Source organism: Ancylobacter amanitiformis (genome assembly GCF_030814815.1).
In the GTDB taxonomy this organism is placed as follows: domain Bacteria; phylum Pseudomonadota; class Alphaproteobacteria; order Rhizobiales; family Xanthobacteraceae; genus Ancylobacter; species Ancylobacter amanitiformis.
Genome location: NZ_JAUSVR010000007.1, coordinates 21,777 through 42,779 on the forward strand (window position 1 = coordinate 21,777; position 21,003 = coordinate 42,779).

At 68.9% G+C, this 21,003-nt stretch carries 21 protein-coding genes; 4 read left to right on the forward strand and 17 right to left on the reverse strand.

The features are described from left to right. Nucleotides 1-23: 23 nt before the first annotated feature. From QOZ99_RS12045 to QOZ99_RS12105, 13 genes are all read right to left on the reverse strand, one after another. Nucleotides 24-869 (reverse strand): c-type cytochrome, encoded by an 846-nt coding sequence (locus tag QOZ99_RS12045; RefSeq protein ID WP_306890225.1) that lies wholly within the window; start codon nucleotides 867-869, stop codon nucleotides 24-26. A 30-nt stretch (nucleotides 870-899) separates the two neighbouring features. Beyond that, nucleotides 900-1,952 (reverse strand): YncE family protein, encoded by a 1,053-nt coding sequence (locus tag QOZ99_RS12050; protein ID WP_306890226.1) that lies wholly within the window; start codon nucleotides 1,950-1,952, stop codon nucleotides 900-902. Beyond that, nucleotides 1,949-2,494: an SRPBCC family protein gene (locus QOZ99_RS12055; RefSeq protein ID WP_306890227.1), complete on the reverse strand. Its 546-nt coding sequence runs from the start codon at nucleotides 2,492-2,494 to the stop codon at nucleotides 1,949-1,951. The genes QOZ99_RS12050 and QOZ99_RS12055 overlap by 4 nt, the downstream gene beginning before the upstream one ends. A gap of 16 nt (nucleotides 2,495-2,510) precedes the next feature. After that, nucleotides 2,511-3,485, reverse strand: coding sequence for a vWA domain-containing protein (locus QOZ99_RS12060; protein ID WP_306890228.1), 975 nt, complete (start codon nucleotides 3,483-3,485; stop codon nucleotides 2,511-2,513). Further along, nucleotides 3,485-4,045, reverse strand: a complete 561-nt coding sequence (locus QOZ99_RS12065) for a hypothetical protein (RefSeq protein ID WP_306890229.1) — start codon at nucleotides 4,043-4,045, stop codon at nucleotides 3,485-3,487. Before QOZ99_RS12065 ends, QOZ99_RS12060 begins: the two co-directional genes overlap by 1 nt. Beyond that, nucleotides 4,042-5,154 carry a vWA domain-containing protein gene (locus tag QOZ99_RS12070; RefSeq protein WP_306890230.1) on the reverse strand — a complete coding sequence of 371 codons (1,113 nt, stop codon included), beginning with the start codon at nucleotides 5,152-5,154 and terminating at the stop codon, nucleotides 4,042-4,044. The genes QOZ99_RS12065 and QOZ99_RS12070 overlap by 4 nt, the downstream gene beginning before the upstream one ends. Then, a complete protein-coding gene (locus tag QOZ99_RS12075) occupies nucleotides 5,151-6,086 on the reverse strand; it encodes a nonribosomal peptide synthetase MxaA (RefSeq protein WP_306890231.1) in 936 nt (311 codons plus the stop codon). The genes QOZ99_RS12070 and QOZ99_RS12075 overlap by 4 nt, the downstream gene beginning before the upstream one ends. Next, entirely contained in the window at nucleotides 6,087-6,974 is an 888-nt protein-coding gene (locus QOZ99_RS12080; protein ID WP_306890232.1) for a DUF58 domain-containing protein, read from the reverse strand. Next, on the reverse strand, nucleotides 6,971-8,002 hold the full coding sequence (locus QOZ99_RS12085) for an AAA family ATPase (RefSeq protein WP_306890233.1): 1,032 nt from the start codon (nucleotides 8,000-8,002) through the stop codon (nucleotides 6,971-6,973). The genes QOZ99_RS12080 and QOZ99_RS12085 overlap by 4 nt, the downstream gene beginning before the upstream one ends. Nucleotides 8,003-8,371: 369 nt before the next feature. After that, a complete protein-coding gene (locus tag QOZ99_RS12090) occupies nucleotides 8,372-8,737 on the reverse strand; it encodes a methanol dehydrogenase [cytochrome c] subunit (RefSeq protein ID WP_306890234.1) in 366 nt (121 codons plus the stop codon). Between the two features lie 44 nt (nucleotides 8,738-8,781). Then, nucleotides 8,782-9,360 (reverse strand): cytochrome c(L), periplasmic, encoded by a 579-nt coding sequence (gene moxG / locus QOZ99_RS12095; RefSeq protein WP_306890235.1) that lies wholly within the window; start codon nucleotides 9,358-9,360, stop codon nucleotides 8,782-8,784. Between the two features lie 32 nt (nucleotides 9,361-9,392). After that, nucleotides 9,393-10,286 carry a methanol oxidation system protein MoxJ gene (gene moxJ / locus QOZ99_RS12100; RefSeq protein WP_306890236.1) on the reverse strand — a complete coding sequence of 298 codons (894 nt, stop codon included), beginning with the start codon at nucleotides 10,284-10,286 and terminating at the stop codon, nucleotides 9,393-9,395. A 131-nt stretch (nucleotides 10,287-10,417) separates the two neighbouring features. Next, entirely contained in the window at nucleotides 10,418-12,322 is a 1,905-nt protein-coding gene (locus QOZ99_RS12105; protein WP_183187763.1) for a methanol/ethanol family PQQ-dependent dehydrogenase, read from the reverse strand. A 448-nt stretch (nucleotides 12,323-12,770) separates the two neighbouring features. Here QOZ99_RS12105 and QOZ99_RS12110 point away from each other — a divergent pair, with 448 nt between their 5' ends. The 3 genes from QOZ99_RS12110 to QOZ99_RS12120 are packed head-to-tail and all read left to right on the forward strand — an operon-like array spanning nucleotide 12,771 to nucleotide 15,462. Beyond that, nucleotides 12,771-13,358 carry a hypothetical protein gene (locus tag QOZ99_RS12110; RefSeq protein ID WP_306890237.1) on the forward strand — a complete coding sequence of 196 codons (588 nt, stop codon included), beginning with the start codon at nucleotides 12,771-12,773 and terminating at the stop codon, nucleotides 13,356-13,358. Further along, complete coding sequence (locus QOZ99_RS12115; RefSeq protein ID WP_306890238.1) at nucleotides 13,355-14,803, forward strand: histidine kinase; 1,449 nt, start codon at nucleotides 13,355-13,357, stop codon at nucleotides 14,801-14,803. Before QOZ99_RS12110 ends, QOZ99_RS12115 begins: the two co-directional genes overlap by 4 nt. Next, on the forward strand, nucleotides 14,800-15,462 hold the full coding sequence (locus tag QOZ99_RS12120; RefSeq protein ID WP_183187766.1) for a response regulator transcription factor: 663 nt from the start codon (nucleotides 14,800-14,802) through the stop codon (nucleotides 15,460-15,462). Before QOZ99_RS12115 ends, QOZ99_RS12120 begins: the two co-directional genes overlap by 4 nt. Nucleotides 15,463-15,655: 193 nt before the next feature. Here the strand turns inward: QOZ99_RS12120 and QOZ99_RS12125 are convergent, their stop codons facing one another. Then, on the reverse strand, nucleotides 15,656-16,582 hold the full coding sequence (locus QOZ99_RS12125; protein ID WP_306890239.1) for a GntR family transcriptional regulator: 927 nt from the start codon (nucleotides 16,580-16,582) through the stop codon (nucleotides 15,656-15,658). A gap of 238 nt (nucleotides 16,583-16,820) precedes the next feature. Between QOZ99_RS12125 and QOZ99_RS12130 the strand changes: the two genes are divergently transcribed. Then, nucleotides 16,821-17,948, forward strand: coding sequence for a mannitol dehydrogenase family protein (locus tag QOZ99_RS12130; protein WP_306890240.1), 1,128 nt, complete (start codon nucleotides 16,821-16,823; stop codon nucleotides 17,946-17,948). A gap of 72 nt (nucleotides 17,949-18,020) precedes the next feature. On the opposite strand, the gene QOZ99_RS12135 is transcribed toward QOZ99_RS12130, so the two are convergent. Genes QOZ99_RS12135 through QOZ99_RS12145 form a run of 3 tightly spaced genes read right to left on the reverse strand, consistent with a single transcriptional unit; the run spans nucleotide 18,021 to nucleotide 20,953 of the window. Further along, complete coding sequence (locus tag QOZ99_RS12135) at nucleotides 18,021-19,319, reverse strand: L-fuconate dehydratase (protein ID WP_306890241.1); 1,299 nt, start codon at nucleotides 19,317-19,319, stop codon at nucleotides 18,021-18,023. A 30-nt stretch (nucleotides 19,320-19,349) separates the two neighbouring features. Beyond that, nucleotides 19,350-20,195 (reverse strand): fumarylacetoacetate hydrolase family protein, encoded by an 846-nt coding sequence (locus tag QOZ99_RS12140; protein WP_306890242.1) that lies wholly within the window; start codon nucleotides 20,193-20,195, stop codon nucleotides 19,350-19,352. Nucleotides 20,196-20,221: 26 nt separating this feature from the next. Then, the gene (locus tag QOZ99_RS12145) at nucleotides 20,222-20,953 is read right to left on the reverse strand and encodes an SDR family oxidoreductase (protein ID WP_306890243.1); all 732 of its coding nucleotides are present in this window, start codon (nucleotides 20,951-20,953) and stop codon (nucleotides 20,222-20,224) included. Nucleotides 20,954-21,003 lie beyond the last annotated feature (50 nt).

Sequence of the window (21,003 nt, forward strand, 5' to 3'; positions counted from 1 at the left end):
GCCGGGCAGCAGGGCGGCCCGGCTCAGTTTTCGGCGGGCAGGCTGCGCAGCCAGGCGATGAGGGCGTCGACATCGCCCGGCACCAGCTGCGCATAGGCCTTGGCCTGCATGGGCGCCGCCAGCTTGCGACCGTCCGGCGTGATTCCCTCCACCAGCGCGCGGCGGATCGCGTCGTCACTCCAGCCGGCCAGCGCGCGCGGCGTGATGTCGGGCGCGACGACCACACCCCATGGCCCCTCGAAGCGTGCCCCGCCGCGCCCCAGCCCGGTGGTGAGATCGGGCTCGCCATCGGCGCCGGGTGTGGAATGGCAGCTGAGGCAGCGCGCCAGCGTGCCGAGATAGCGGCCCGGCTCGATCCGCGCATCGTCCGCGGACCCGCTCGCTTGAGTTCCACTTGCCTGGGGCATGGCGGCGGCGGGTGCCGGCGGCACGGCATAGCGAGGCGCGGCGACGGCATGGCTCACCGGCGGCAGCGCGCGCAGATAGGCGATGATTGCCGCGAGATCCGCAGGCGTGAGCCCGGCATAGAAGCCATAGGGCATGGAGGCCGACATGCGGGTGCCATCGGGCCGCAGGCCATGGGTGATGGCGCGCCCGATCGCCTCATCGCTCCAGGCGCCGATGCCGGTTGCCTTGTCGGGCGTGATGTTGGAGCCCTGAACCGTGTAGGCCGGCGTCTCGATCATCCGCCCGCCGGCAAAGGGCTTGGCGGAAGGTCCCGGAATGGTGTGGCAACGGCCGCAGATCATCACGGCGTTGACGAGATAGCCGCCGCGCGCCACCGCGTCCTCGCCCGCCTGCGCGGCCGGCGCCGCTCCCAGCAGGGCCAGCGATGCGGCGGCCAGCGCGATGATGCCCAGTATCCTCATGCTCTCCCCCCGGTTTTCCCGGCTTGTCTCTCAGGGCCGCACACCCTCGGCGGCCGGCCCGTCGTCTTCCGGCGCGGGCAGCACAACGAGGCTGCGCGGCCCCGCGCCCACGGCAATATGGTCCGTTCCGCGCGCGCCGGCGATATCGAGGATGACCACCGCGTCGCCCGCCCAGCTGGCCATCGCCGCTCGCCGGGAATCCAGCGCCACGATGCCTTCGGGATAGTCGCCGAGGCGGGTCCGCGCGATCACGCGGTCGGAGGCTGCGTCAATGATCGCCACGGTGCCGCCCTGCTGGTTGGCGACGAGAATGGCGCGACGGTCGGGCGTCGCCGCCACGCCATAGGGCATCAGCCCCACCTTGACGCGGGCGGTTTCCACGTGCGTCGCCGTGTCGATCACCGAGAGGTCGCCGCTCTGCACATTGGCGACATAGAGCCGCTCGCCGCCCGGCGACAGTGCCAGCGCGAAGGGGGCGCGGCCGGTCGCGATCGTCGCGGTCCGGGTCATCGCGGCGATGTCGATGACGCTGACCTGCTGGCTTTCACGGTCGGCGACATAGGCGCGCCCGGCTGCCGCGTCCACCACGAGGCCGGCCGGGGAACGGCCGGTTGCCGCCCGGCCGGTCTCGCGCCCCGTGGCCGCGTCCACGCGGATGAGCGCGTTCCCCGCCCAGTCGGTGACGAGGAGCGCACGGCCCTCCTCGATGACGGCAATGGCGAAGGGTTCGCGCCCGACGCGGAAGCTCGCCTCCAGCCGTCGCCCGGCCACGTCGATGCGCGAGACGAGGCCGGGGTCGGGATGCGTCACATAGAGCGTGCGCCCATCCGCTGACGCCGCGATGCCGGCGGGCACGCGCGGCACGGCGATTTCCGCGACGACCACCGCCGCATCGGCGTCGATCAGCGTAACGACGCCCGCCTGCTGCGAGACCACGGCGACTATCGGCCCGGCTTGCGGCACGACTTGCGGCACGACTTGCGGCCCGGCCTGCCCCGGCGCGGCCGGCACCGGCAGGGTGACGATGAGCGCGAGGATTGCCGCCCGCGGCCATCCGGCGGGGCGCCGCGCCCGCCGGCTCATTTCACGGTTGCCTTCGCCTTCAGCCCCTCCAGCCCCTGCCGGATGAAGTCCGTCATGGCGGCGATGGCGGCGTCGTCGTTCAGTTCCTCGGGCGGCTCGTTCGTGGTATCGGCGCGGTAGAAGCGGGCATCCCAGCGCACGGCGCTGCCCGTGCCGGCCGGCGTTACCTCGATGGTGGCGGTGTAGAAGCTGACCGGGATCGCTTCAGTATTCTCCTTCAGCAGGCGGTAGGAGACCCTGCGCGCCGGTGCATCCACCTCGTCGAGCCCCTCGGTGATCTCTCCCTTGGCCAGCGTGAGCACGCGCTCGGCGCCGGCCGTGCTGCCGCCGGTGAGCGTCACCTTTTTCACCAGCGGGTTCCACTCGCCGATGGAACCGAAATCGCCCACCAGCTTCCATACCTGATCCGGGGATGCCGCGATCATTATCGTCTCCTCGGCCCGCTGCGGCGTCGGGCCATGCGCGGCAAGGGGCGCGAGCCCGGCTGCGACAAGGCCGAGGGAGACGGCGAGAGAGACGGTGCGGGCAAGTCGATGCAGCATGTCGGTTTCCTTGGCATCAGGCGGGAAGTCGCTCGGGCCGGCGGCCGACCAGCGCGCCCGCCGTGAACAGGAGGGTGAGGCAGAGGAGCGCCAGCGCCGCCGGGATCGCGGCGATATCGACGCGCAACGCCACCGGGCGAACCCGTGTGTTCGTGTCCACCACGGCCACCAGCGCGCCGGCATCGCGCAGTACCGCGAAGCCGAGCCCGGTCTGCGCCGCGAGGTTGCCCAGGTGGCCTTCGCGCAGGGTGCTCAGATGCTCGGTGCCGGTTGCCGCCTCGCCGCCCCACGGCGCATTGCGCGGGTTCCAGCCGGCCCGCGACGGCGCATCGGCGGGCGGGGGGCCGGAGCGGTCTTCCTGCGGCACGTCCTGCTCGGCATAGAAGCCGGTCTCGCGGCCATCCGCGTCGAATTTCGGAATCGGGGAGGGGTTGGGCGAGCCGACCCCCACGATGACCCCGGCCACCTTGCCCGGCTCGCCCTCGAAGGCGGGCAGCGCGCCCCCGGCAAGCGGCGGGGCCTCCTGCCCGTCGGTCAGGAATACCAGGTCGGCGGGAAGGCTGGCGGCGATGGCCAGCGCCGCGTGGACCCCGCGCGCGACATGGCTGTCGCCCTCCCACGCCATGCGCCAGTCGAGCCCCTCCAGAGCACCGTCGATCGCCGCATAATTCTCGCAGACCTCGGCCGGCTCGAAGAGCAGGAAGCTGCGCCGCTCGGTGAAGATGCCCAGACCCAGGCGCGATTGGCAGGGAAGCGCGGCGAGGAGATCGCGCGCCGCCCGCTTGGCCACCGCCAGACGCGCGGTGGGCGCGCCGTCGACCTCATAGTCGCGCACATTCATGCTGCCGGTGACATCGATCACCACGAGCAGGTCGCGCGCCTCGCGCGTCAGGGTGAGGCGGGGCAGGAACAGTGCGGCGACGAGCGCGAGCAAGGCCGTGCCGAGCAGCCAGAACCGCCAGTCGCGCAAGGTGCCGGGAGGCGCGCGCATCACGGCAGGCCCTGCGGCACGCCGGGCAGGTCGGTCCATAGCCGCTTGGCCGCCTCGGGAGGCAGGTCCTCGCCCGAGGTCTCGATCTGCGGGAAATCGCGCACCAGCCGCATGGCGATGTCGAGATTGTATTTCGCGTCCCACAGGCCGGGATCGAGTCCCAGCGCGCGGCGATAGCCTTCCTTGGCGAGGCGGACCAGCGGCACGGCGGGATCGATCTCGTTGATTTCCAGATGCGAGAGCGCCGCCCGCAGCCGCGCATTGGCGAGGTCGTAGAGGGCGGTTGCCACGATGGGCGTGTCCCCGGTCGCCATGATGCGGTTGACGAGCGGCTGGGCCTCCTCGAAACGGTCGCGGGTAGCGAGGAAGCTGAGCCGCGCGAGCAGCAGCGCGGGCCGCGCGTCGGCATCGACCGGAATGTCGCGCCCGCTCGCCAGCGCCGCGATGTCGGCATTGGCGAGCCGGTCCTGCACGAGGCGCAGCCCGAACCAGCCGGCCGCTCCGAGACTGGCGACAAGCAGCAGCAGGAGCGCGAGGAGAAGGAGCCGTTCCGTTCTCATGCCGCCCTCCGCACCGGCGTGGCGCCCGTGCGCCCGGCACCGGCCTGCCCGCCATTTGCCTGCCCGCCACCCGCCTGCCCGTGCGGCGTGACCCGCGTCAGCGCCCGCTCGCCGAGCTTGGCGGCCAGCAGCACGGCGATGGCGACAGCCGCCACGGCAAAGGCCGTGTGGGCGAAATCGCGGCGCGGCACCCGCTCGACATAGGCGATGGGGCGCGTCTCCTGCCGGTCGATCTCGGCGATGGCGCGCTCCACCGCCTGCGGGCTGGTCGCTTCGAACGCCTGATAGGGCACTCCGAGGCTTTGAAGGAACAGATGCAGATGGCGTTCGGGATTGGCCTGCGGCGTGTCCTCGCCGGGCGGGGGCGTGTCGAAAATGCCCTTCGATCCCCGCGAGCGCAGGAACAGCCAGTAGAGATGCACCGGCGTACGGATGACGGCGTCGCGCAGCGCCTCCTGCACGCGCCGGTCGATCAGTGCCGCCCCGTCGGACACCAGCAGGATGGCGCGCGAACTCTCATTGGCGTCGTCCGCGAACGAGTCGAGCGCCAGCGCGAGGCCGCGCCCGACATCGGTAAAGGCGAGGCCCGGCCGGTCGATGGCATTGATGGCGGCACGCACCACGTCATGGTGGTCCGTCAGCGGCAGGATCGGCATGGGCGAGGTCGAGAAGGCCGCGACGCCGATGCGATCGCGCGGGCGCCGCCCGATGAAATCGACCAGAAGCCGCTTGGCAACCACTGATTTCGCCTCCTGGTCGCCGCTCGGCGCCCGGTCGGCGAAGCTGTTATCCATGCTGGAGGAACGGTCGAGCAGCAGGACGAGATGGGCCCCCGTGCCCTGCCGGGTGATGGCCTGCTCGCGCTGGTGAAGCCCGGCCAGCCCAAGCGCGATCGCCGCGATGGCAATGCTGCCGGCGAGCCGCAGGCCGAGGCCGAGCAGCCGCGACAGCACGTCGTCCGGCACCAAACGGATCGAGGCGATACCGCGTCGCACGAAGGGCGTTGCCGCCCAGGGCAGAAGCGCGAGGGCGAGCAGCAGCAGCAGCAGCGGCTGGTCCACGCCCCAGTCGCGCGTCAGGCTTGCCGCCATTCCCGCCGCCGCGTTCATGCGCTGCCCCGTTCCACCGCGCGCAGGCGTCGGGCGAGGGCGAGGACGTCCTCTGGCGCCAGTTCGCGCGCCGCCGCCGCCGGGTCTTCGCCGAAGAACAGCCGGCGCGAGGCGGCGAACAGCCGGCGCACCTCGCCCTCCACGGGCGCAAAGGCGGGATGGGCGGCGAAGAAGCCCGGCAGGTCCTCGGCGAACACCCCGGCGCCCGCCGTCGCGTCGAAGGCGCGGTGCAGGGCAACGAGCGCGCGGCCATAGGCTGGCGGGGACGAGGTGGAGGGGGCAAGCTCGGCCGTGACCGCCCGCGCCGCGCGGGCGAAGGGACGCGTGCGCCGCCGGCCGAGCGGCCCCCATCCCAGGTGCCACGCCAGCAGCAGCAGGGCGAGCAGCGCGCCTATGAGCGCGACCCCCAGATGGCGCAGCGTGCCGGCGGTGGCGATCCGGGGCGGCGCCATGTCGGGGCGCAGCGCCATCGTCGTGCCGCCGGCCGAGGCGACGATCTCGCGCAGCGGCGACATGAGGAACGACCAGGACGGCACCGACAGCTCGATCCGGCGCCCGCCATCGGCGGCGGTCAGTGGCAGGGCGGGCAGGTCGAGCCGCTTGGGCTCCAGCGGCGCGTAGAAGGTCTGGTAGGCGAGGTGAAGCGTGTAGCGCTGCACGCCGTCCGCCACGCCCCGGTCGTCCAGCCGCACATCCCTCAGGTCCAGCCAGTAGCTCAGCGCGCGCGGGCGCGGCAGCGAGGCGGGATCGAGCCGGAACGGCGCGTCGAGCGCGATCTCGGCGCTGAGCTCGATCGTGTCGCCGATCGTGTAGCCGAACGGGCGCGGCGCATAGAGATCGACCGCGCGGACCTGCGCCTGAGCGGCGGCACCCGCAAACAGCGGCGCGAGCAGGAGCAGCAGGCCGGCGGGGAGACGAGGGGGCGCTCTCACTCAACCCTCCAGCAGCCGGCGGGCGAGCGCCTCGTGGTCGAGGCGGTCATGCAGCTCGAAATCGCGCAGGCCGCGCCGGGCGAAGCTGTGCGCCAGCGCGGCGCGGTGCTCGCGCGCCCGCATCTGCCAGCGCTCGCGCAGGCCCGGCCGCATGAAGACGAGGCGGGAGGCGCCGCTTTCCAGATCGGCGATCTCGATCAGCCCCCAGCGCGGCAGGGCGTCTTCCAGCGCGCTGTCGGCGACCCGCACCGGGATGACGTCGTGCCGCCATAGCGCATCGAGCAGCCGATCGAGTTCATCCAGCGGCATCAGGAAATCGGAGACGAGGAAAACCAGCGAGCGCCGCGCCGGCAGGCGCTCGGTGGCTTCCATCAGCCCGGCCGTGCCGCGCCCCTGCGGCCGCACGGCCATCAGCCGCTGGCGCACCTCTTCCTCCAGCCCGCGGCGGCGGGCCAGCGGCAGGCTGGCCTCCTCGCGCAGATGCGCGTCGCACGAGAACAGCGCGAAACTGTCGCCCGAGCGCACCGCCGAGAGGGCGAGCAGGCCGCAGAGATCGGCAACGCGCCCGCGCACCGCCTCGCCGAAGCGCATCGATCCCGACACATCCACCAGCGCCGCCACCGCCACCGCACGGCGCGGCGCGAACTGCCGCACATGCAGGTCGCCGAACGGATCGCGCAGCGAGGCCCGCAGGTCGAGCCGGCGCGGGTCGGGCTGGCGCAGCAGCGGCACGAGGCGGCGAAATTCGCCCTCCATGCCCTCGCCATGTCCGGGATGGGCGCCGGGAAACACCCCCTCCGGGCGCCAGCGCAGGCGATAGGCCAGGGGGGCGTGAAGGGGCGTGTGAACGGGTGCTTGCGGGCGATGCGTGCCGGGCGCTTCGCTCATGGCGCGGGAACCCGCGCGAAGACGCCGGCGATGAGGTCGCCAACCAGCCGGTCGCGGCGCATCTCATAGACCGGATCGATGAAGATGCGATGCGCCATCACTTCCGGGAACACGGCGCGCACATCCTCCGGCACGACCATGTCGCGGTTCTCGATCCACGCGCGCACGCGGGCCGCGCGCATGAGGTAGCTCATGCCGCGCGGGCTGGCGCCGCCCTGGACGAGGCGCGCCATGTCGACATTGTCGACATCGATGCCGTGCGCGTGCGGCTCGCGCACCGCCTGCCACAGCGCCATCACATAGGCTTCCAGCGCCGGACTGGTGGTGACGCCGATCTGGATGACGCGCGCCACCGTCTCCAGCGCCTCCGGTTCCAGAATCCCGGTCTGCACCTCGCCGAGCAGCGTATCGACATTATGGAAGCGCGGATCGAATACCAGGCTGCGCCGTGCGGTATCGTCCGTCGGCATGGCGACCTGCAGTTCCATCAGGAAGCGGTCGCGCGCGGCGGCCGGCAGCTCGAAGGTTTCTTCGCGCTCCACGCGGTTGCGGTCGGCGAAGACCTGCACATGGGGGAAGCGGTATTCGCGGTTGAAGGCGGACAGCGAGCGCTCGGCCATCAGCCGCAGCAGCAGCGAATGGACCTGCGGCCGCGCGCGATTGATCTCGTTGAAGAAGAAGACGGACAGATCCTCCCCCTGCTTCAGCAGCGGGCCGGGATCGATGCGCGGCTTGCCGTCCTCGCCGAGATGGGCGTGATAGATCAGGTCGGCCGGCATCAGGTCGATCGTGCCCTCGATCCGCTCGAAGGCGCCGCCAATGGCGCGGGCCAGGGCGCGCAGCAGCGTCGTCTTGCCGACACCGACATCGCCCTCCAGCAGCACATGGCCGCGCGCGAAGGTGGCAATGGTCAGCAGCCGGATGACGCGCTCCTGCCCCAGCACGACCTTGCCGATTTCGCTCTCGACGCGCAGCGCGCGGGCGCGCCAGTCCGACAGGATGGAATCCGGCTCGCGAACGAGACGCATGACGCTGGTTCCTCAGCCATGGGGCGCACGCAACGGCGCTCGGCGTCCCCGAAAAGATGGCGCGGTCGGCGCCCGCGAAATCTCGCGAAACGCCGACCGCGCCAGTTGCCCACGCCCGGACAAGGCCCGGAGGATCGTGGACGGACAGGAGAAAGGCGCGTCCGTCCGCAGGTGGGTTCTCGAAAGCCGCTGCCGCTCGGCTGGAAGCAATCTCGGTGAACTGCGCCCGGAAACGCCTCGCGGCATTTCCGGGCGCAGGGAAGGATGGTTGGCGCCTGGCGCGTCTTCGAGCGAGACGAGTACCGGTTCGCGCTCGGGGGGGCGCGCTCAGGGAGCGCACTCGGCGAACCGGGTCTCGCTGAAAAGGCTCTAGTTCGCGCTCGGAATCTTGCTGACGTCGTAGACGAACTTTCCGGTCTTCTGGAAATAGTCAACGCGCTGGGCGTTGCGCGCCTCCATGCCCTTGATCGATTCCTGCTGCTTGTTCAGCTCGCGCGGGTCATGCTTGGGATCGTATTTCGAGCCGGCGACCTGCGCGGGATAGCCGGGCTTGGGCTCCCAGCAATTGCCCGGCGCCTTGCAGTTGGTGCCGTCATAGGCGGCCGCGCCCACCACCATGGCGAGCCCGAACGCCGCGGTGCCGGCGATGAGGCAGCTGAACTTAAGGCCCTGGTCGACAAGTCGGGTGTTCGTGCGCGTTGTAGTCCCTTTGGTCGTCCCTTTGGTCGCTCTCATGGTCGTTCTCCTCGTCGTTTCCATCAGTTCTGTGTGCCGGCGGTTCAGTCCGCCGTGCCGCCGCACTGCGCGGGCAGCGCGTCGGATGGTTCGATAGGGTTGGCGTGCTCATCGAACGGCTTGAATGTGCTGCGCTGCTCGCTGGTCAGCCACACGGCGCCCTTCGGGTCATCCTTGTAGAGGTGGCGGATCCACGACATGACGAGCAGCATCTCGTTCATGTTCAGCGCGCCGTACATCGGGCCCATCTGGCCGTTGGCGCCGCCGAATATGGTCTCGAACAGACCCTGATCGGTCTCGTTCTTGGGGTAGGTCCAGTAGGCGTCGTTGAGGCCCGGGCCGATCTTGCCCTCGCCATAATGGCCATGGCAGCCCGAGCACATGGAGAGGAACAGCTCATGCGCCTTCGGCAGGCAGACGGGCTTCTCGTTGTAGATGTTGACGCCCGTCTGCAGGAACGTCTTCACCGCCTCGGTGTCGCGTCCCTCTTCCGGCGCCTCCGCGAGGTCCAGCGGCTGGCCGGTGATCGTGTTGGTGAGCATGATCGCGGCGCGGGCGCCGAGGGCGAGGCTGCCGATCGTCACGAGCACGGTGGCGGTCTTGATCAGGGTTGTCTTTTTCATCGATTCTTTCGCATCGCGGGGCGGACGCCGCGTCAGGTGTTCGGGTCCAGCAGCGGGATGCCTTCCTCGGTCAGGATCGCCTCGATCTGCGGGCGGGCCTTTTCGAGTGCCGCGTCGATCTCGGCGCGCAGAGCGGGGTCGTTCTTGCGCACTCCGACCGCCTGATCGTAGTGCATCGGGATCGGCGCGGCGTTCGGCCGGTCGATATCGGTGCTGATCAGGGTCATGCGCAGCGGCGTCGAGGAGGCCTTCACATAGCGCGCGACTTCCGGCGCGAAGGCGATGGCGACATCCGCTTCCCCGTTCGCGACTTCCGTGACCAGCCGGTCGCCGGGCACCTGGACCCACTGGTTGCGGCGCGATTTGAAGTTGACCAGCGAATACATGTAGGCGGCGTTGTCCTCGAACCGGCCGATGCGCTTGAGGATGGTTTCCGCCGGCGAGTAGAAGCGCACCGCGAAACGGGCCTGATCCTTGATCTGCCCGTCCTGCCAGTCGCTGGCGGTGATGTTGCGGTCGGCCTTGGTCACCAGCACGTAGCCGGTGCGGTAATAGGGCTTGGAGGCCAGTACGCGCTCGTCGCTGACATCCACGCCCATCACGAGGTCGCAATGATTCTTGTCGAGTTCATCGCGCACCAGGTAGATGCCGGGCTGCTGGGTCCGCACGAAGACCGGCTTGCGGCCCATGGTCCGCGCCAGCACGACGGCGATGCGGTCCTCGAAGCCGGAGGAATCGGCGGCGGAAAACGGCGCCTCGACGGTGGATGAGCAGATGCGCAGTTCGCCGGGGTTGCTGGCGGCGGGCTTGTCTGCCTCCACCGTCGCGGCATGCGCCGCCATGGGCAGCAGGAGGGCGGCGAGGGCGACGGCCGTGCTGAGGCCAGCCGCGATGGTGAGCCGGCTGACGGATTGACATTTGGGCATGACATTTCCTCCGCGAGGGCGGTTGACGCGCGAGCGGGCTTCGCCCGTGGCGCCGGGGGTGTCAGGAACGAGGATCGGAGAGAGGCGGCCGCCCGGCCGGTGAAGCGGGTCGGGCGGCCGCCGGGGTGCGATCAGCCGCCGGTGCGGAGGATCTGCGTGGAATATTCGCCGACATTCGGGTCGTCATAGGGACCCTTGCCGTCGAGCGAGAACACCATCACGCCGCCGCCCATCTGGGTGTAGTGCTGCAGCTGCTTGAAGGCGCCCACCGAGCCGAGGCCCGCCGTCGGGTCGTTGAGGTCGAACACCAGGCCCACGCCCGGCCAGCCGCCGACGCCGTAATAGATGGCGACATACTGCGTGCCGTTATGCGTATAGGTCATGGGGTGGCCGATCACGCCGGACGGCAGCTTGAACTTCCACAGCAGTTCGCCGGTATCGCTGTCGCGCGCCTTGATGAAGCCGTCCAGCGTTCCGTAGAACACCACGCCGCCAGCGGTGGCGAGCGTGCCGCCCCAGGCCGCGAAGCGCTCCATCACTTCCCACTTGTACTTGTTGTTGATGGCATCATAGGCCTTCACCTGGCCCAGGCCCTCATATTTCTGCCGGTCGCCCTTGGGGCCGGGATACATGCTCAGCGTCGCGCCGACGAAGAACTGGCCCGCCCGGTAGGGCAGCATGAAGGGCTCCCAATCCATGCAGATATGGTTGATGCCCATGAAGAAGGACTTGCGCTCGGGGTCGTAGCTGTCGTGGCCCTGGTTGTGGTAGCCCATGGCCGAGGGGCAGATGTCGCGGCCCTTGTGGTCCATGCGGGTGGCATATTCCGGGTCGCGCTGCGGCAGGCCGGTCTTGAGGTCGACCTGCTTCACCCAGTTGACCGTGTCGTCGATCTTGTCGGCGGAGACCAGATCGCCATTGGTGCGGTCGAGCGTGTAGACGATGCCGTTGCGGTCGGGATGGGTGAGCAGCTTGCGGCTCTTGCCCGTCTTGTCCTGCTGCTCGGAAAGCATCATGACGTTGACGCCGGCATAGTCCCATTCGTCATGCGGGGTCTTCTGGTAGCCGAACTTGGCCATGCCGCTGTCGATGTCGCGGCCCCAGATGGTCATGGTCCACTTGTTGTCGCCCGGGCGCATGGTCTCGTTCCACGGCGCCGGGTTGCCGGAGCCGTAATAGAACAGGTTGGTGCCGGGGTCGTAGGCATACCAGCCCCAGTTGGTGCCGCCGCCGATCTTCCACGCCTCGCCTTCCCACGTCGCCTGGCCGAGGCCCTTCTGGCCGTAATGCGGGTTGGCGCTGTTGAAGTCGTCGGCGAGGCGGACTTCATTGTCCGGGCCGGTGGCATAGGCGCGCCACTTCTGGGTGCCGGTCGGGATGTCGTAGGCGGTGACATAGCCGCGCACGCCCAGTTCCGCGCCCGAGGAGCCGATCAGCACGCTGTCCTTCACCACATAGGGGGCGATGGTGAGCGTGGAACCGACCTTGATGTCGGAGTTTTCGAGCTTCCAGTATTCCTCGCCGGTCTTGGCGTTGAGTGCCACCACGTTGCCGTCGAGCTGGGTCTTGATGATGAGCGGGCCGACCTTGTCATTGCCCGGCCAGTAGGCGAGGCCGCGATTGACGACGTCGCAGCAGGCCACGGCGCGGGCGGTCGGATTCTGCTTGGGCTTGTGCTGCCACAGGATCTTGCCGGGCTCGTCGAGGGAGACCGCGAAGGTCGTGTTCGGGAACGGGGTGTGGATGTACATGACCCCGTCGACCACCAGGGGCGTGCCTTCATGCCCGCTGAGGACGCCGGTCGAGAACGACCAGGAGGCCTTCAGCTGCTTGACGTTCTGCTTGGTGATCTGGTTGGCTTCGCTGAAATTGTTGGCGCTGTAGTTCTTGCCGGTCATCGGCCAGTTGTCGGTGCTCTTGGACAGCTCGTCGAGCTTGTCATTCGCAGCCGCCGGCGCCGGCGCGCCGAGGCTGACCGCGGCCGCCAGGGCGGCGGCGACGGTGAGCGCGGACACCGAAGAGTAAATTCGGCTCATGTGGTCTTCCCTCGCGTTTCCAAATCCCAGGTCGTCCTGCATCCCTCCCGGCCGAAGCCGGGACGCCGCGAACGTCATTGTTGTGTTCTCGTCCGGACCGACACGATGGCGCGTTTGTTCGAAATGTTCTGAAAGCGGAGGAGAACTCTTAGGATATTCTAATTATTGACGCGCCTTCCTGAGTATTCTTTCTCTCAACCGAATTTGGTGTCTGTAGGCAAGTTGGACAATTTGACCGGGAACTATTCCCTGCCGAAAGGGATAAGACCCGATTCCTCCACGTGAGCCTTGCCGTGACGCATAGGAAATGGTTTATTTTCAGGGTCTTGGTTCGGCAGGCCGCGTGTGGGGTGGCGCGCGGAAGCGGCAGGCATGGTTTCGCCCGGCGCGAACTGGCAACGTAAAGATGAACGAACCTCTTTCATGAATAAGAAGTTTATAAGTATTGATGGGAAACGCTCCACCATTCGTCGCCCGCGCCATCACGGCGTTCGCGCTCGCCTTCCTGCTCGCGGGATGCCCGGGCGAGAGCGAGCCGGAGACGCGTGAGCGGGTGGCGGCGCCGGCGGCGGACATGATCGCCCGCAAGGACTGGCTGTCGCCGACCGACCCGACCGACCCCGCTCTCTGGCTGGCGAGCCGCGAGGCGGGCCGCGACGTCGCGCCGACGGCGCCCGCCGTCGGCCGCTGGAATGAGGTGTTGCGGGATGCCGATCAACGCTTCGGCGAAAGCGCGCGCATGATCGCCAACCGCGCCGCGCAGCTGGAGACCATGCTGCGCGAGCGCGGCATCGACGAGCCGGCGCATGAACTGGTGGCCGATTTCGCCCGTCTCGCGGACAAGGGCTCGCGCAGCGGCTTCAGCGACCTGTGCCAGCACTATGACAACCTGCGCAAGCAGGGGCTCACCCGCGCGGACGCGCTCGCCCGTCTCTCGCGTGAGAACGGGCGGCCGGAGGGGGCGGGCGATGAGGCCAGTGATGAGACGGGTGATGAGGCGGCGCCGGGCGACGCGCCGGTGCCGGTGCGCCCATGATCCCCTTTCTCCCCGATGGAGTCCGGGCATCGCGCTCGTTCGGCTTCTGGCAGCGCCAGCCGCTGCGGCGGCAGGTGATGGCGGCGGTGATCACCATCAACCTCCTGGCGGCGCTCGCGGCCATATCCGTCATCGTGGTGAATGCCCGCCGGGCGACCGAGGCGGAGATTCTGTCCTCGCTCACCGTCGCCGAGCGCTTCGTGCAGGAGACGGTCGACCGCCTTGCCGGCAGCGTCGGCGGATCGGCCTCGCTCCGGCAATTGCCGCTGCACATCAGCGGGTTGCGTCATGTGCGGATTTCCATCGTCGACCAGAACGGCGCGGTGCTGGATATCCCGGCCGCGGCGACGGAGGAGGGCGCCCACGCGGTCAGCGAGGTTCCGGGCTGGTTCGGCGCGCTGGTCAGCGTCAGCCGGCCCGAGCGGATCATTCCGGTCATCGAGAACGGCGTGACCATCGGTTCGGTGCGGGTGCGGGGCGAGGCGGCGGATGAGGTCGCCGAGGTGTGGTCGGACATGTCCGACCTCGCCGTGCTGGCTTTCGTGGTGAACATCGCCATCCTCGCGGCGCTCTTTCTGGCGCTCGGGCGGCTGCTGCTGCCGCTGCAGACGCTCTCCGCCGGCCTGCGCGAACTGGAGACGGGCCGCTTCGAGCACCGGCTGCCGATACCCGCCGTGCGCGAACTGGCGCTGATCGCCGCCCGCTTCAATGCGCTGGGCGGCGCGCTGAAGGCGGCGCGCGACGACAATGCGCGGCTGAACGAGCGGCTGATCCGGGTGCAGGACGACGAACGCCGGCAGATCGCCGCCGAACTGCACGATGAACTGGGCCCTTGCCTGTTTGGTCTCCGGGCCAATCTGGAATCGATCGATCGACTGGCGGCGCGGGGCCCGCTGGATCGCGCCCGCCAGCTTGCCGAGCGCACCTCGGCCATGGCCGATATTCTGGATCGGGTACAGGAACTCAACCGCCGGCTGCTGCGGCGCATCCGGCCGATGGCGCTCGGCCATGTGCCGCTGTCGGATGTCGTGGCCGATCTTCTGGCCGATTTCGAGCGACACGCGCCCGACCGCGGCTTCGCTCTCACGATGGAGGGCGTGGCCGAGCGCTATGGCGACAGCGTCGACATCACCATCTACCGCTGCATCCAGGAAGCGGTCACCAATGCCCTGCGCCACGGGCAGGCGCTCAATATCTCGGTCGAGGTGAGAGAGGAGGCCGGCACGGGGGCGATCCGGCTGGTCATCACCGATGACGGCAGGGGCGTCGAAGCCGGGAGCACGCCGGGCTTCGGCTTCATCGGCATCGAGGAGCGCATCGGTGCTCTCGGTGGCCACTGGCGCATCGGCGCCGTCGATCCGTGCGGCACACGGGTGGACATCTTCGTGCCGGTTCCTGCCGGCGAAACGGACGAGACTTTCCCAGAAGGGGCCCGCGCGCCATGACCAGCGTTCTCGTGATCGACGACCACCCGATCGTGCTGCAAGGCTGCCGTCGGCTGCTGGAGGATGCGGGAATCGAGAAGGTGCTGGAGGCCAGCTCCGTGCTGGCGGGCTATCGGCTGTTCCGCCGCGAGCGGCCCGATGTGGTGATCGTCGACCTCGCGCTGCAGGGCAACGGCCTCGGCGGCATCCAGCTGGTGCGCCGCCTGCGCACGCACAATGCCCGCCTGCCCATCCTGGTTTTTTCCATGCACGGCGATCCTGTCATCGCCAGCCGGGCGCTGGAGGCGGGTGCGGATGGCTATGTGCTGAAGGACACGTCCTCGGGCGCCCTGCTGGAGGCCTTCGAGCGTGTGCGGCGCGGCCAGCCCTATATCAGCCCGGATCTGGCGACGCAGGTCGCCATGCTCAGCGCGCGCAAGGACACGCCGCTGGCGGCGATCACCCAGCGCGAGCTGCAGACGCTGGCGCTGCTCGCCGAGGGGCGCGATTACGGGCAGATCGCCGAGGAACTGGGGGTGAGCTACAAGACCGTGGCCAATACCTGCTCCCAGCTCAAGGTGAAGCTGGGCGCCGCAAGCCTGCCCGAACTGGTCCGTCGCGCCATCCAGTATGTCACCACGGCGCCGACCACGGCGGGGCGGGCCGGCCGCGTCCTCTGACGCGGGGCGTGCCGCGTGTCCGGCCCCGCGGCGGGTGAGCGGCGAGATGTGCGGGTCACCCTCGGTTGTGAGGGACATCTTGAGCGCGCATTCGTCGATGCTGGCGAAGGTCTTGGTGACGAGGCTGCCGGTGACGAGGCCGGTGGGTGACGAGGCCGGTGGCTGACGAGGCTGCGGGTGACGGCGGCCTTGGTCACGTCAGGATTGCGGCATGAGGGGCGGCGGTGTTGGCGCGGGTTTCGATCGAGCCGATCAGCGTGGCGCAGGCGGTGCGCAGATGCTTGCGGCAGCGTGCATCGATGGCGCGCGGGTCACGGCTGCGCAGCGCGTCGATATAGTCCAGATGCTCCGTAAGCGCGGTGGCGCTGCGCTGCCGGGCGTCCTCGCGGTTCCACCGGTAGGTGTAGTGGAACAGCGTCGCCACGACATTGTAGAAATCGATGATGAAGCGGTTGCCGGTAGCCTCGTGGATGATGCGGTGCAGCCGCTCGTCGGCCTGGGGAAACAGCGCGAAGTCGCGATCCAGATGGGCGAGGATGGCGCGATGCTCCTGTTCGATCACCGCCAGTTCGCGCCATTCCGGCGCCGTGTCGGGCCGCTCGATGAAGCTGCGGGTGGCGCGCAGTTCGAACATTTCGCGCACATCATAGATCTCCCGCACGAATTCCACCGTGATGCCGTTGAACAGCCAGGAACTGTTCGGCCGGCGCTCGAGCAGGCCGAAATGCTGGAAGCGGGCGAGGCATTCGCGGATGGTGGTGGTGGAGGTGCCGAACTGGCGTGCCAGTTCCGCCGCGTTGAGCAACTGGCCGGCGCGGAAATCGCCCTGCAGGATCCACTCCAGGAAGCGCCGCTCGAAGGCCGCGCCGGCCGAGAGGGTCTGCACATCGGGAAAATGATCGGGCTCGGTCGGAACGCGGACGAGATGACGCTGCCCGCCCGCGCGCCCGACAATGCCGCGCTCCTCCAGCGCCGCCAGCACCGCGCGGATCGTGGTGCGGCTGATATCCAGCGCGAGGGCGAGTTCATTCTCCGAGGGCAGGCGCGCGCCGGGCGGCAGATGGGCGAGCCGGCGCAGGCAGCGATTATACCCGCTCTTGAAGACGGCATTGCCCTTCATGCTGCTTCCCGCGCTCCGCGCCGGCCTATCATCCGGGTGGATCATGCCTGTTCTTTCTGCATTAAAAACAGATTGACAGCCCGCGTCCAGCGTGGACACCTGTCTCAGGAGATTTCTTCCAACAACTTGCCCGTGCTGGGAAATCGGACAGGCGGCGGCTTCCCGCCGGGCAGGCGCCCCGGGGAGCGCGCCTCGATGGCCTCTCCTCCCGCCGGGCACCGCATGAGGTGTGTCCCGCGTGAGCCTTCGCATCATCCAGTTCGGCACCAGCCGCTTCCTTCAGGCCCATGCCGACCTCTTCGTGCACGAGGCGCGCGAGGCGGGCCAGCCTATCGGGCCCATCGCCATCGTGCAGGCCTCCGGTTCGGCGGACCGCGCGGGAAGGGTCACCGCCTTCGGGCGCCCGGAAGGCTTCCCCGTGCGCATTCGCGGCATCGTGGACGGCGCGCCGTCCGAACGCGAGGTGCAGGTCCGCTCGGTCGATCGCGGCCTGTCGGCGGGCGCGGACTGGGCGGCGATCACGGCGCTGTTCGCGCGGGAGGCGGGGCTCGTCATTTCCAACATGGGCGATTCCGGCTATCGCGTCGCGCCGGAGGAGGCGACGCCGGCGCTGCTGTCGGGTGCCGTGCCGGTCTCCTTCCCGGGCAAGCTGACGGCGCTGCTGCACCAGCGCTGGGTCGCCGGCGGCGCGCCGCTGATCGTGCTGCCCTGCGAACTGATCAACCGGAATGGCGAGGTGCTGGCCGGCGCGGTGCGCACGCTTGCGGATGCCAGCGGCGCCCCGGCCGCGTTCGCGGCGTGGATCGAGAGTTCGGTCATCTTCGCCAACACGCTGGTCGACCGCATCGTCTCCGAGCCCATCGAGCCGGTCGGCGCCGTCGCCGAGCCCTATGCGCTATGGGCGATCGAGCGCCAGCCGGGCTTGACGCTGCCCTTCTCCCACCCCTCGGTCGTGCTGACGGACGATCTGGAGCCGTTCGAGCGGCTGAAGCTGCACATCCTCAATCTCGGCCACACCGTGCTCGCCGATATCTGGGCGCGCGAGGGGCGCCCGGCGGGCGAGACCGTGCGGGAAATCCTCGCCGATGACGAGGTGCGGGCGCGGCTCGATGCCCTCTATGCCGGGGAAGTGGTGCCGGGATTTGCCAGTCACGGCATGGGTGAGGAAGCCCGCGCCTATGTCGGCATCACGCTGGACCGTTTCCGCAATCCGTTCCTCGATCACCGTATCGCCGACATCGCGCAGAATCACGGCCTGAAGATCGAGCGGCGCATCGGCGCGTTCCGCGACTGGATCATGGGGCGTCCCGGCGCGCCGGCCACGCCTGGGCTCGACGCCATCCTCGCGCGGCAACCGGCCGGCTGAGGGCTCAACGAAGACGGGCGGCGCCTGAAGCGCCGCCCGTCGGTTCACCGGTGCCACGGTCCGTCGACGCGCTCAGGCCGCGGAAGGCTGCGCCTCCGGCACATGCGCGAAGGCCCTCAGCGTTTCGGGCTTCATTTCGATCGAGAAGCCCGGCCGATGGGGCGGCATATAGGCGGCGTTCTCGATCACGCAGGGATCGAGGAAGTGTTCGTGCAGATGGTCGACATATTCGATCACCCGGCCTTCCCGGGTGCCGGACACCGCGACATAGTCGATCATCGACAGATGCTGCACATATTCGCACAGGCCGACGCCGCCGGCATGCGGCCATACCGGCAGGCCGTATTTCGCCGCCACCAGCAGCACCGCCAGCACCTCGTTGAGCCCGCCCATGCGACAGCTATCGATCTGCACCACGTCGATGGCGCCCTCGGCGATGAACTGCTTGAACATGATGCGGTTCTGGCACATCTCGCCGGTCGCCACCTTCACCGGCGCCACCGCCTCGCGGATCTTGCGGTGCCCGGCGACGTCGTCGGGGCTGGTCGGCTCCTCGATGAAGAACGGGTTGGCGAAGGAAAGCCGCTTCACCCACTCGATCGCCTGGCCGACCTCCCACACCTGGTTGGCGTCGATCATCAGGTAGCGGTCCGGCCCGATCACCTCGCGGGCGATGGTGAGGCGGCGGATATCGTCCTCGAGGTCGCGCCCGACCTTCATCTTCACATGGTTGAAGCCGGCATCGATCGCCTCGTGGCAGAGGCGCCGGAGTTTCGCGTCGTCATAGCCGAGCCAGCCGGCCGAGGTGGTGTAGCAGGCATAGCCCTCGCGCTCGAGAATGGCGATGCGTTCCGCCTTGCCGGCCTCCGCCTGGCGCAGGATGGCCAGCGCGTCGTCGCGGTCGAGCACGTCGGTCAAATAGCGGTAGTCGACGATATCGGCGATTTCCTCGGGCGACAGGTCGGCGACGAGACGCCAGACCGGCTTGCCGGCCTGCTTGGCGAGCAGGTCCCAGAACGCATTGACCACGGCGCCGGTGGCGAGGTGCATGGCGCCTTTTTCCGGGCCGATCCAGCGCAGCTGGCTGTCGCTGGTGAGGTGCCGCCAGAACTTGCCCGGCGCGGCGCGCACCGCGTCGAGATCGGTGCCGACCACCAGATGGCGCATGGCGAGGATCGCCATGCAGCAGATGTCGTTGCCGCGCCCGATGGTGAAGGTGAGCCCGTGCCCCTTCAGCGTGGGCTCATCGGTCTCCAGGATGACATAGGCGGCCGAGTAATCCGGGTCGGGATTCATCGCGTCCGAGCCGTCGAGCGCGTGCGAGGTGGGAAAGCGCAGGTCGATGACCCGCATGTCGGTGATTTTCGCCATGGCGATGCCTCCCGGTGCGGTGAGCGCGGATCAGAGGTCGGGAACGAAGGTCTGCTTCTGCGACCCCAGCGTCTCGATGCCGAGTTCGACCACGTCGCCAGCCTTGAGGTAGCGCGGCGGCTTGAAGCCGAGACCGACGCCGGGGGGCGTGCCGGTCGAGATGATGTCGCCGGGGTGCAGCGACATGAACTGGCTGAGATAGGAGACGAGATAGGCGGCGCCGAACACCATCGTCCGGGTCGAGCCGTTCTGCAGCGTCTCGCCGTTGACCTTGAGCCACATGGCGAGATTCTGCGGGTCGGGCACCTCGTCCCTCGTCGCCAGCCACGGGCCGATCGGGCCGAAGCCGTCGCAGGACTTGCCCTTGGTCCACTGGCCGAAGCGCTCCAGCTGGAAGCCGCGCTCGGAGACGTCGTGGCACACGCAATAGCCCGCGACATAATCCAGCGCGTCGGCCTCGGAAACGTATTTGGCGGTCTTGCCGATGACGATGGCAAGCTCGACCTCCCAATCGGTCTTGTCCGAGCCGCGCGGGATCGGCACGTCGTCATTGGGGCCGGCAATGGCCGAGGTCGCCTTCATGAAGACCACCGGCTCCGGCGGCACCTCCATGCCGGATTCGGCGGCATGGTCGGAGAAGTTGAGCCCGATGCAGACGAACTTGCCCGTTCCGGCGACGCAGGGGCCGAGGCGGGTTCCCTCCGCGACCAGCGGCAGGCTCGTGATGTCGAGCGACGAGAGTTCCGCCAGCGCTGCCGGATCGAGCGTGGCCCCGGCAATGTCGCCGACATGGGCGGAGAGGTCGCGGATGCGGCCCTGCGCGTCGATCAGGCCCGGCTTCTCCTGGCCCTTTTCCCCGTAGCGTACGAGTTTCATGCTGTTGTCCCTGTCGGAAAAGCGGATCAGAGCGACCAGCCGCCATCGATGGCGAAGGCCTGTCCGGTGGTGTAGGTGGCGCCGGCGAGATGGACCGCGAGATCGGCAATCTCTTCCGGCGTGCCGATCCGCCCGATCGGCTGGCGGGCGATGAAGGCGGCGCGGGTGGTCTCGTAGTCGCCCTGCGCCTTGAGCCGGTCCTGCAGCGAGGGGCTCTCCACCGTGCCGGGGCAGATGGCGTTGCAGCGTATATTGTGCCCGACATAGTCGGCGGCCACCGACTTGGTGAGGCCGATCACCGCCGCCTTGGTGACGCTGTAGGCGAAGCGGTTCGGCACGCCCTTCACCGAGGAAGCGACCGAGGACATGTTGATGATGGCGCCCTCGCGCCGCTCGATCATGCCCGGCAGCACCGCGCGGATGGTGCGGACCATCGACTTGACGTTGAGGTCGAAGGCGAAATCGAGGTCGCCGTCCTTCATGTCGAGAATGCTGCCGGGATGCACCACGCCGGCGCAGTTGAACAGCACGTCGACCGGGCCGATGCCGGCGATGAAATCGGCCACCGCCGCCCCGTCCAGCACGTCGAGCCGCGCGGTGGTCAGGCGATCGGAGGCCGGGAGTTCGGCGAGCAGCGCCGCGTTGATGTCGGTGGCGTAGACCGTGGCGCCGGCGGCCAGGAAGCCGAGCACGCTCGCCCGGCCGATGCCCTGTGCGCTGGCGGTGACGAGGACTTTCCTGCCCTCAAGCTTGGCCATGGCGAAACTCCTTCATGCGTTCATCGTTCGGTCGGGCATCGTTCGGTCGG

What these genes read in the sequence shown, in the direction of transcription:
- QOZ99_RS12115 (WP_306890238.1), top strand. Translation starts at nt 13,355, where the DNA reads ATGATCCCCTTTCTCCCCGATGGAGTCCGGGCATCGCGCTCGTTCGGC.
- QOZ99_RS12120 (WP_183187766.1), top strand. Translation starts at nt 14,800, where the DNA reads ATGACCAGCGTTCTCGTGATCGACGACCACCCGATCGTGCTGCAAGGC.
- QOZ99_RS12050 (WP_306890226.1), bottom strand. Translation starts at nt 1,952, where the DNA reads ATGAGCCGGCGGGCGCGGCGCCCCGCCGGATGGCCGCGGGCGGCAATC.
- QOZ99_RS12125 (WP_306890239.1), bottom strand. Translation starts at nt 16,582, where the DNA reads ATGAAGGGCAATGCCGTCTTCAAGAGCGGGTATAATCGCTGCCTGCGC.
- QOZ99_RS12045 (WP_306890225.1), bottom strand. Translation starts at nt 869, where the DNA reads ATGAGGATACTGGGCATCATCGCGCTGGCCGCCGCATCGCTGGCCCTG.
- QOZ99_RS12135 (WP_306890241.1), bottom strand. Translation starts at nt 19,319, where the DNA reads ATGGCGAAAATCACCGACATGCGGGTCATCGACCTGCGCTTTCCCACC.
- QOZ99_RS12055 (WP_306890227.1), bottom strand. Translation starts at nt 2,494, where the DNA reads ATGCTGCATCGACTTGCCCGCACCGTCTCTCTCGCCGTCTCCCTCGGC.
- QOZ99_RS12105 (WP_183187763.1), bottom strand. Translation starts at nt 12,322, where the DNA reads ATGAGCCGAATTTACTCTTCGGTGTCCGCGCTCACCGTCGCCGCCGCC.
- QOZ99_RS12110 (WP_306890237.1), top strand. Translation starts at nt 12,771, where the DNA reads ATGGGAAACGCTCCACCATTCGTCGCCCGCGCCATCACGGCGTTCGCG.
- QOZ99_RS12060 (WP_306890228.1), bottom strand. Translation starts at nt 3,485, where the DNA reads ATGCGCGCGCCTCCCGGCACCTTGCGCGACTGGCGGTTCTGGCTGCTC.
- moxG (WP_306890235.1), bottom strand. Translation starts at nt 9,360, where the DNA reads ATGAAAAAGACAACCCTGATCAAGACCGCCACCGTGCTCGTGACGATC.
- QOZ99_RS12085 (WP_306890233.1), bottom strand. Translation starts at nt 8,002, where the DNA reads ATGCGTCTCGTTCGCGAGCCGGATTCCATCCTGTCGGACTGGCGCGCC.
- QOZ99_RS12070 (WP_306890230.1), bottom strand. Translation starts at nt 5,154, where the DNA reads ATGAACGCGGCGGCGGGAATGGCGGCAAGCCTGACGCGCGACTGGGGC.
- QOZ99_RS12080 (WP_306890232.1), bottom strand. Translation starts at nt 6,974, where the DNA reads ATGAGCGAAGCGCCCGGCACGCATCGCCCGCAAGCACCCGTTCACACG.
- QOZ99_RS12145 (WP_306890243.1), bottom strand. Translation starts at nt 20,953, where the DNA reads ATGGCCAAGCTTGAGGGCAGGAAAGTCCTCGTCACCGCCAGCGCACAG.
- moxJ (WP_306890236.1), bottom strand. Translation starts at nt 10,286, where the DNA reads ATGCCCAAATGTCAATCCGTCAGCCGGCTCACCATCGCGGCTGGCCTC.
- QOZ99_RS12140 (WP_306890242.1), bottom strand. Translation starts at nt 20,195, where the DNA reads ATGAAACTCGTACGCTACGGGGAAAAGGGCCAGGAGAAGCCGGGCCTG.
- QOZ99_RS12090 (WP_306890234.1), bottom strand. Translation starts at nt 8,737, where the DNA reads ATGAGAGCGACCAAAGGGACGACCAAAGGGACTACAACGCGCACGAAC.
- QOZ99_RS12065 (WP_306890229.1), bottom strand. Translation starts at nt 4,045, where the DNA reads ATGAGAACGGAACGGCTCCTTCTCCTCGCGCTCCTGCTGCTGCTTGTC.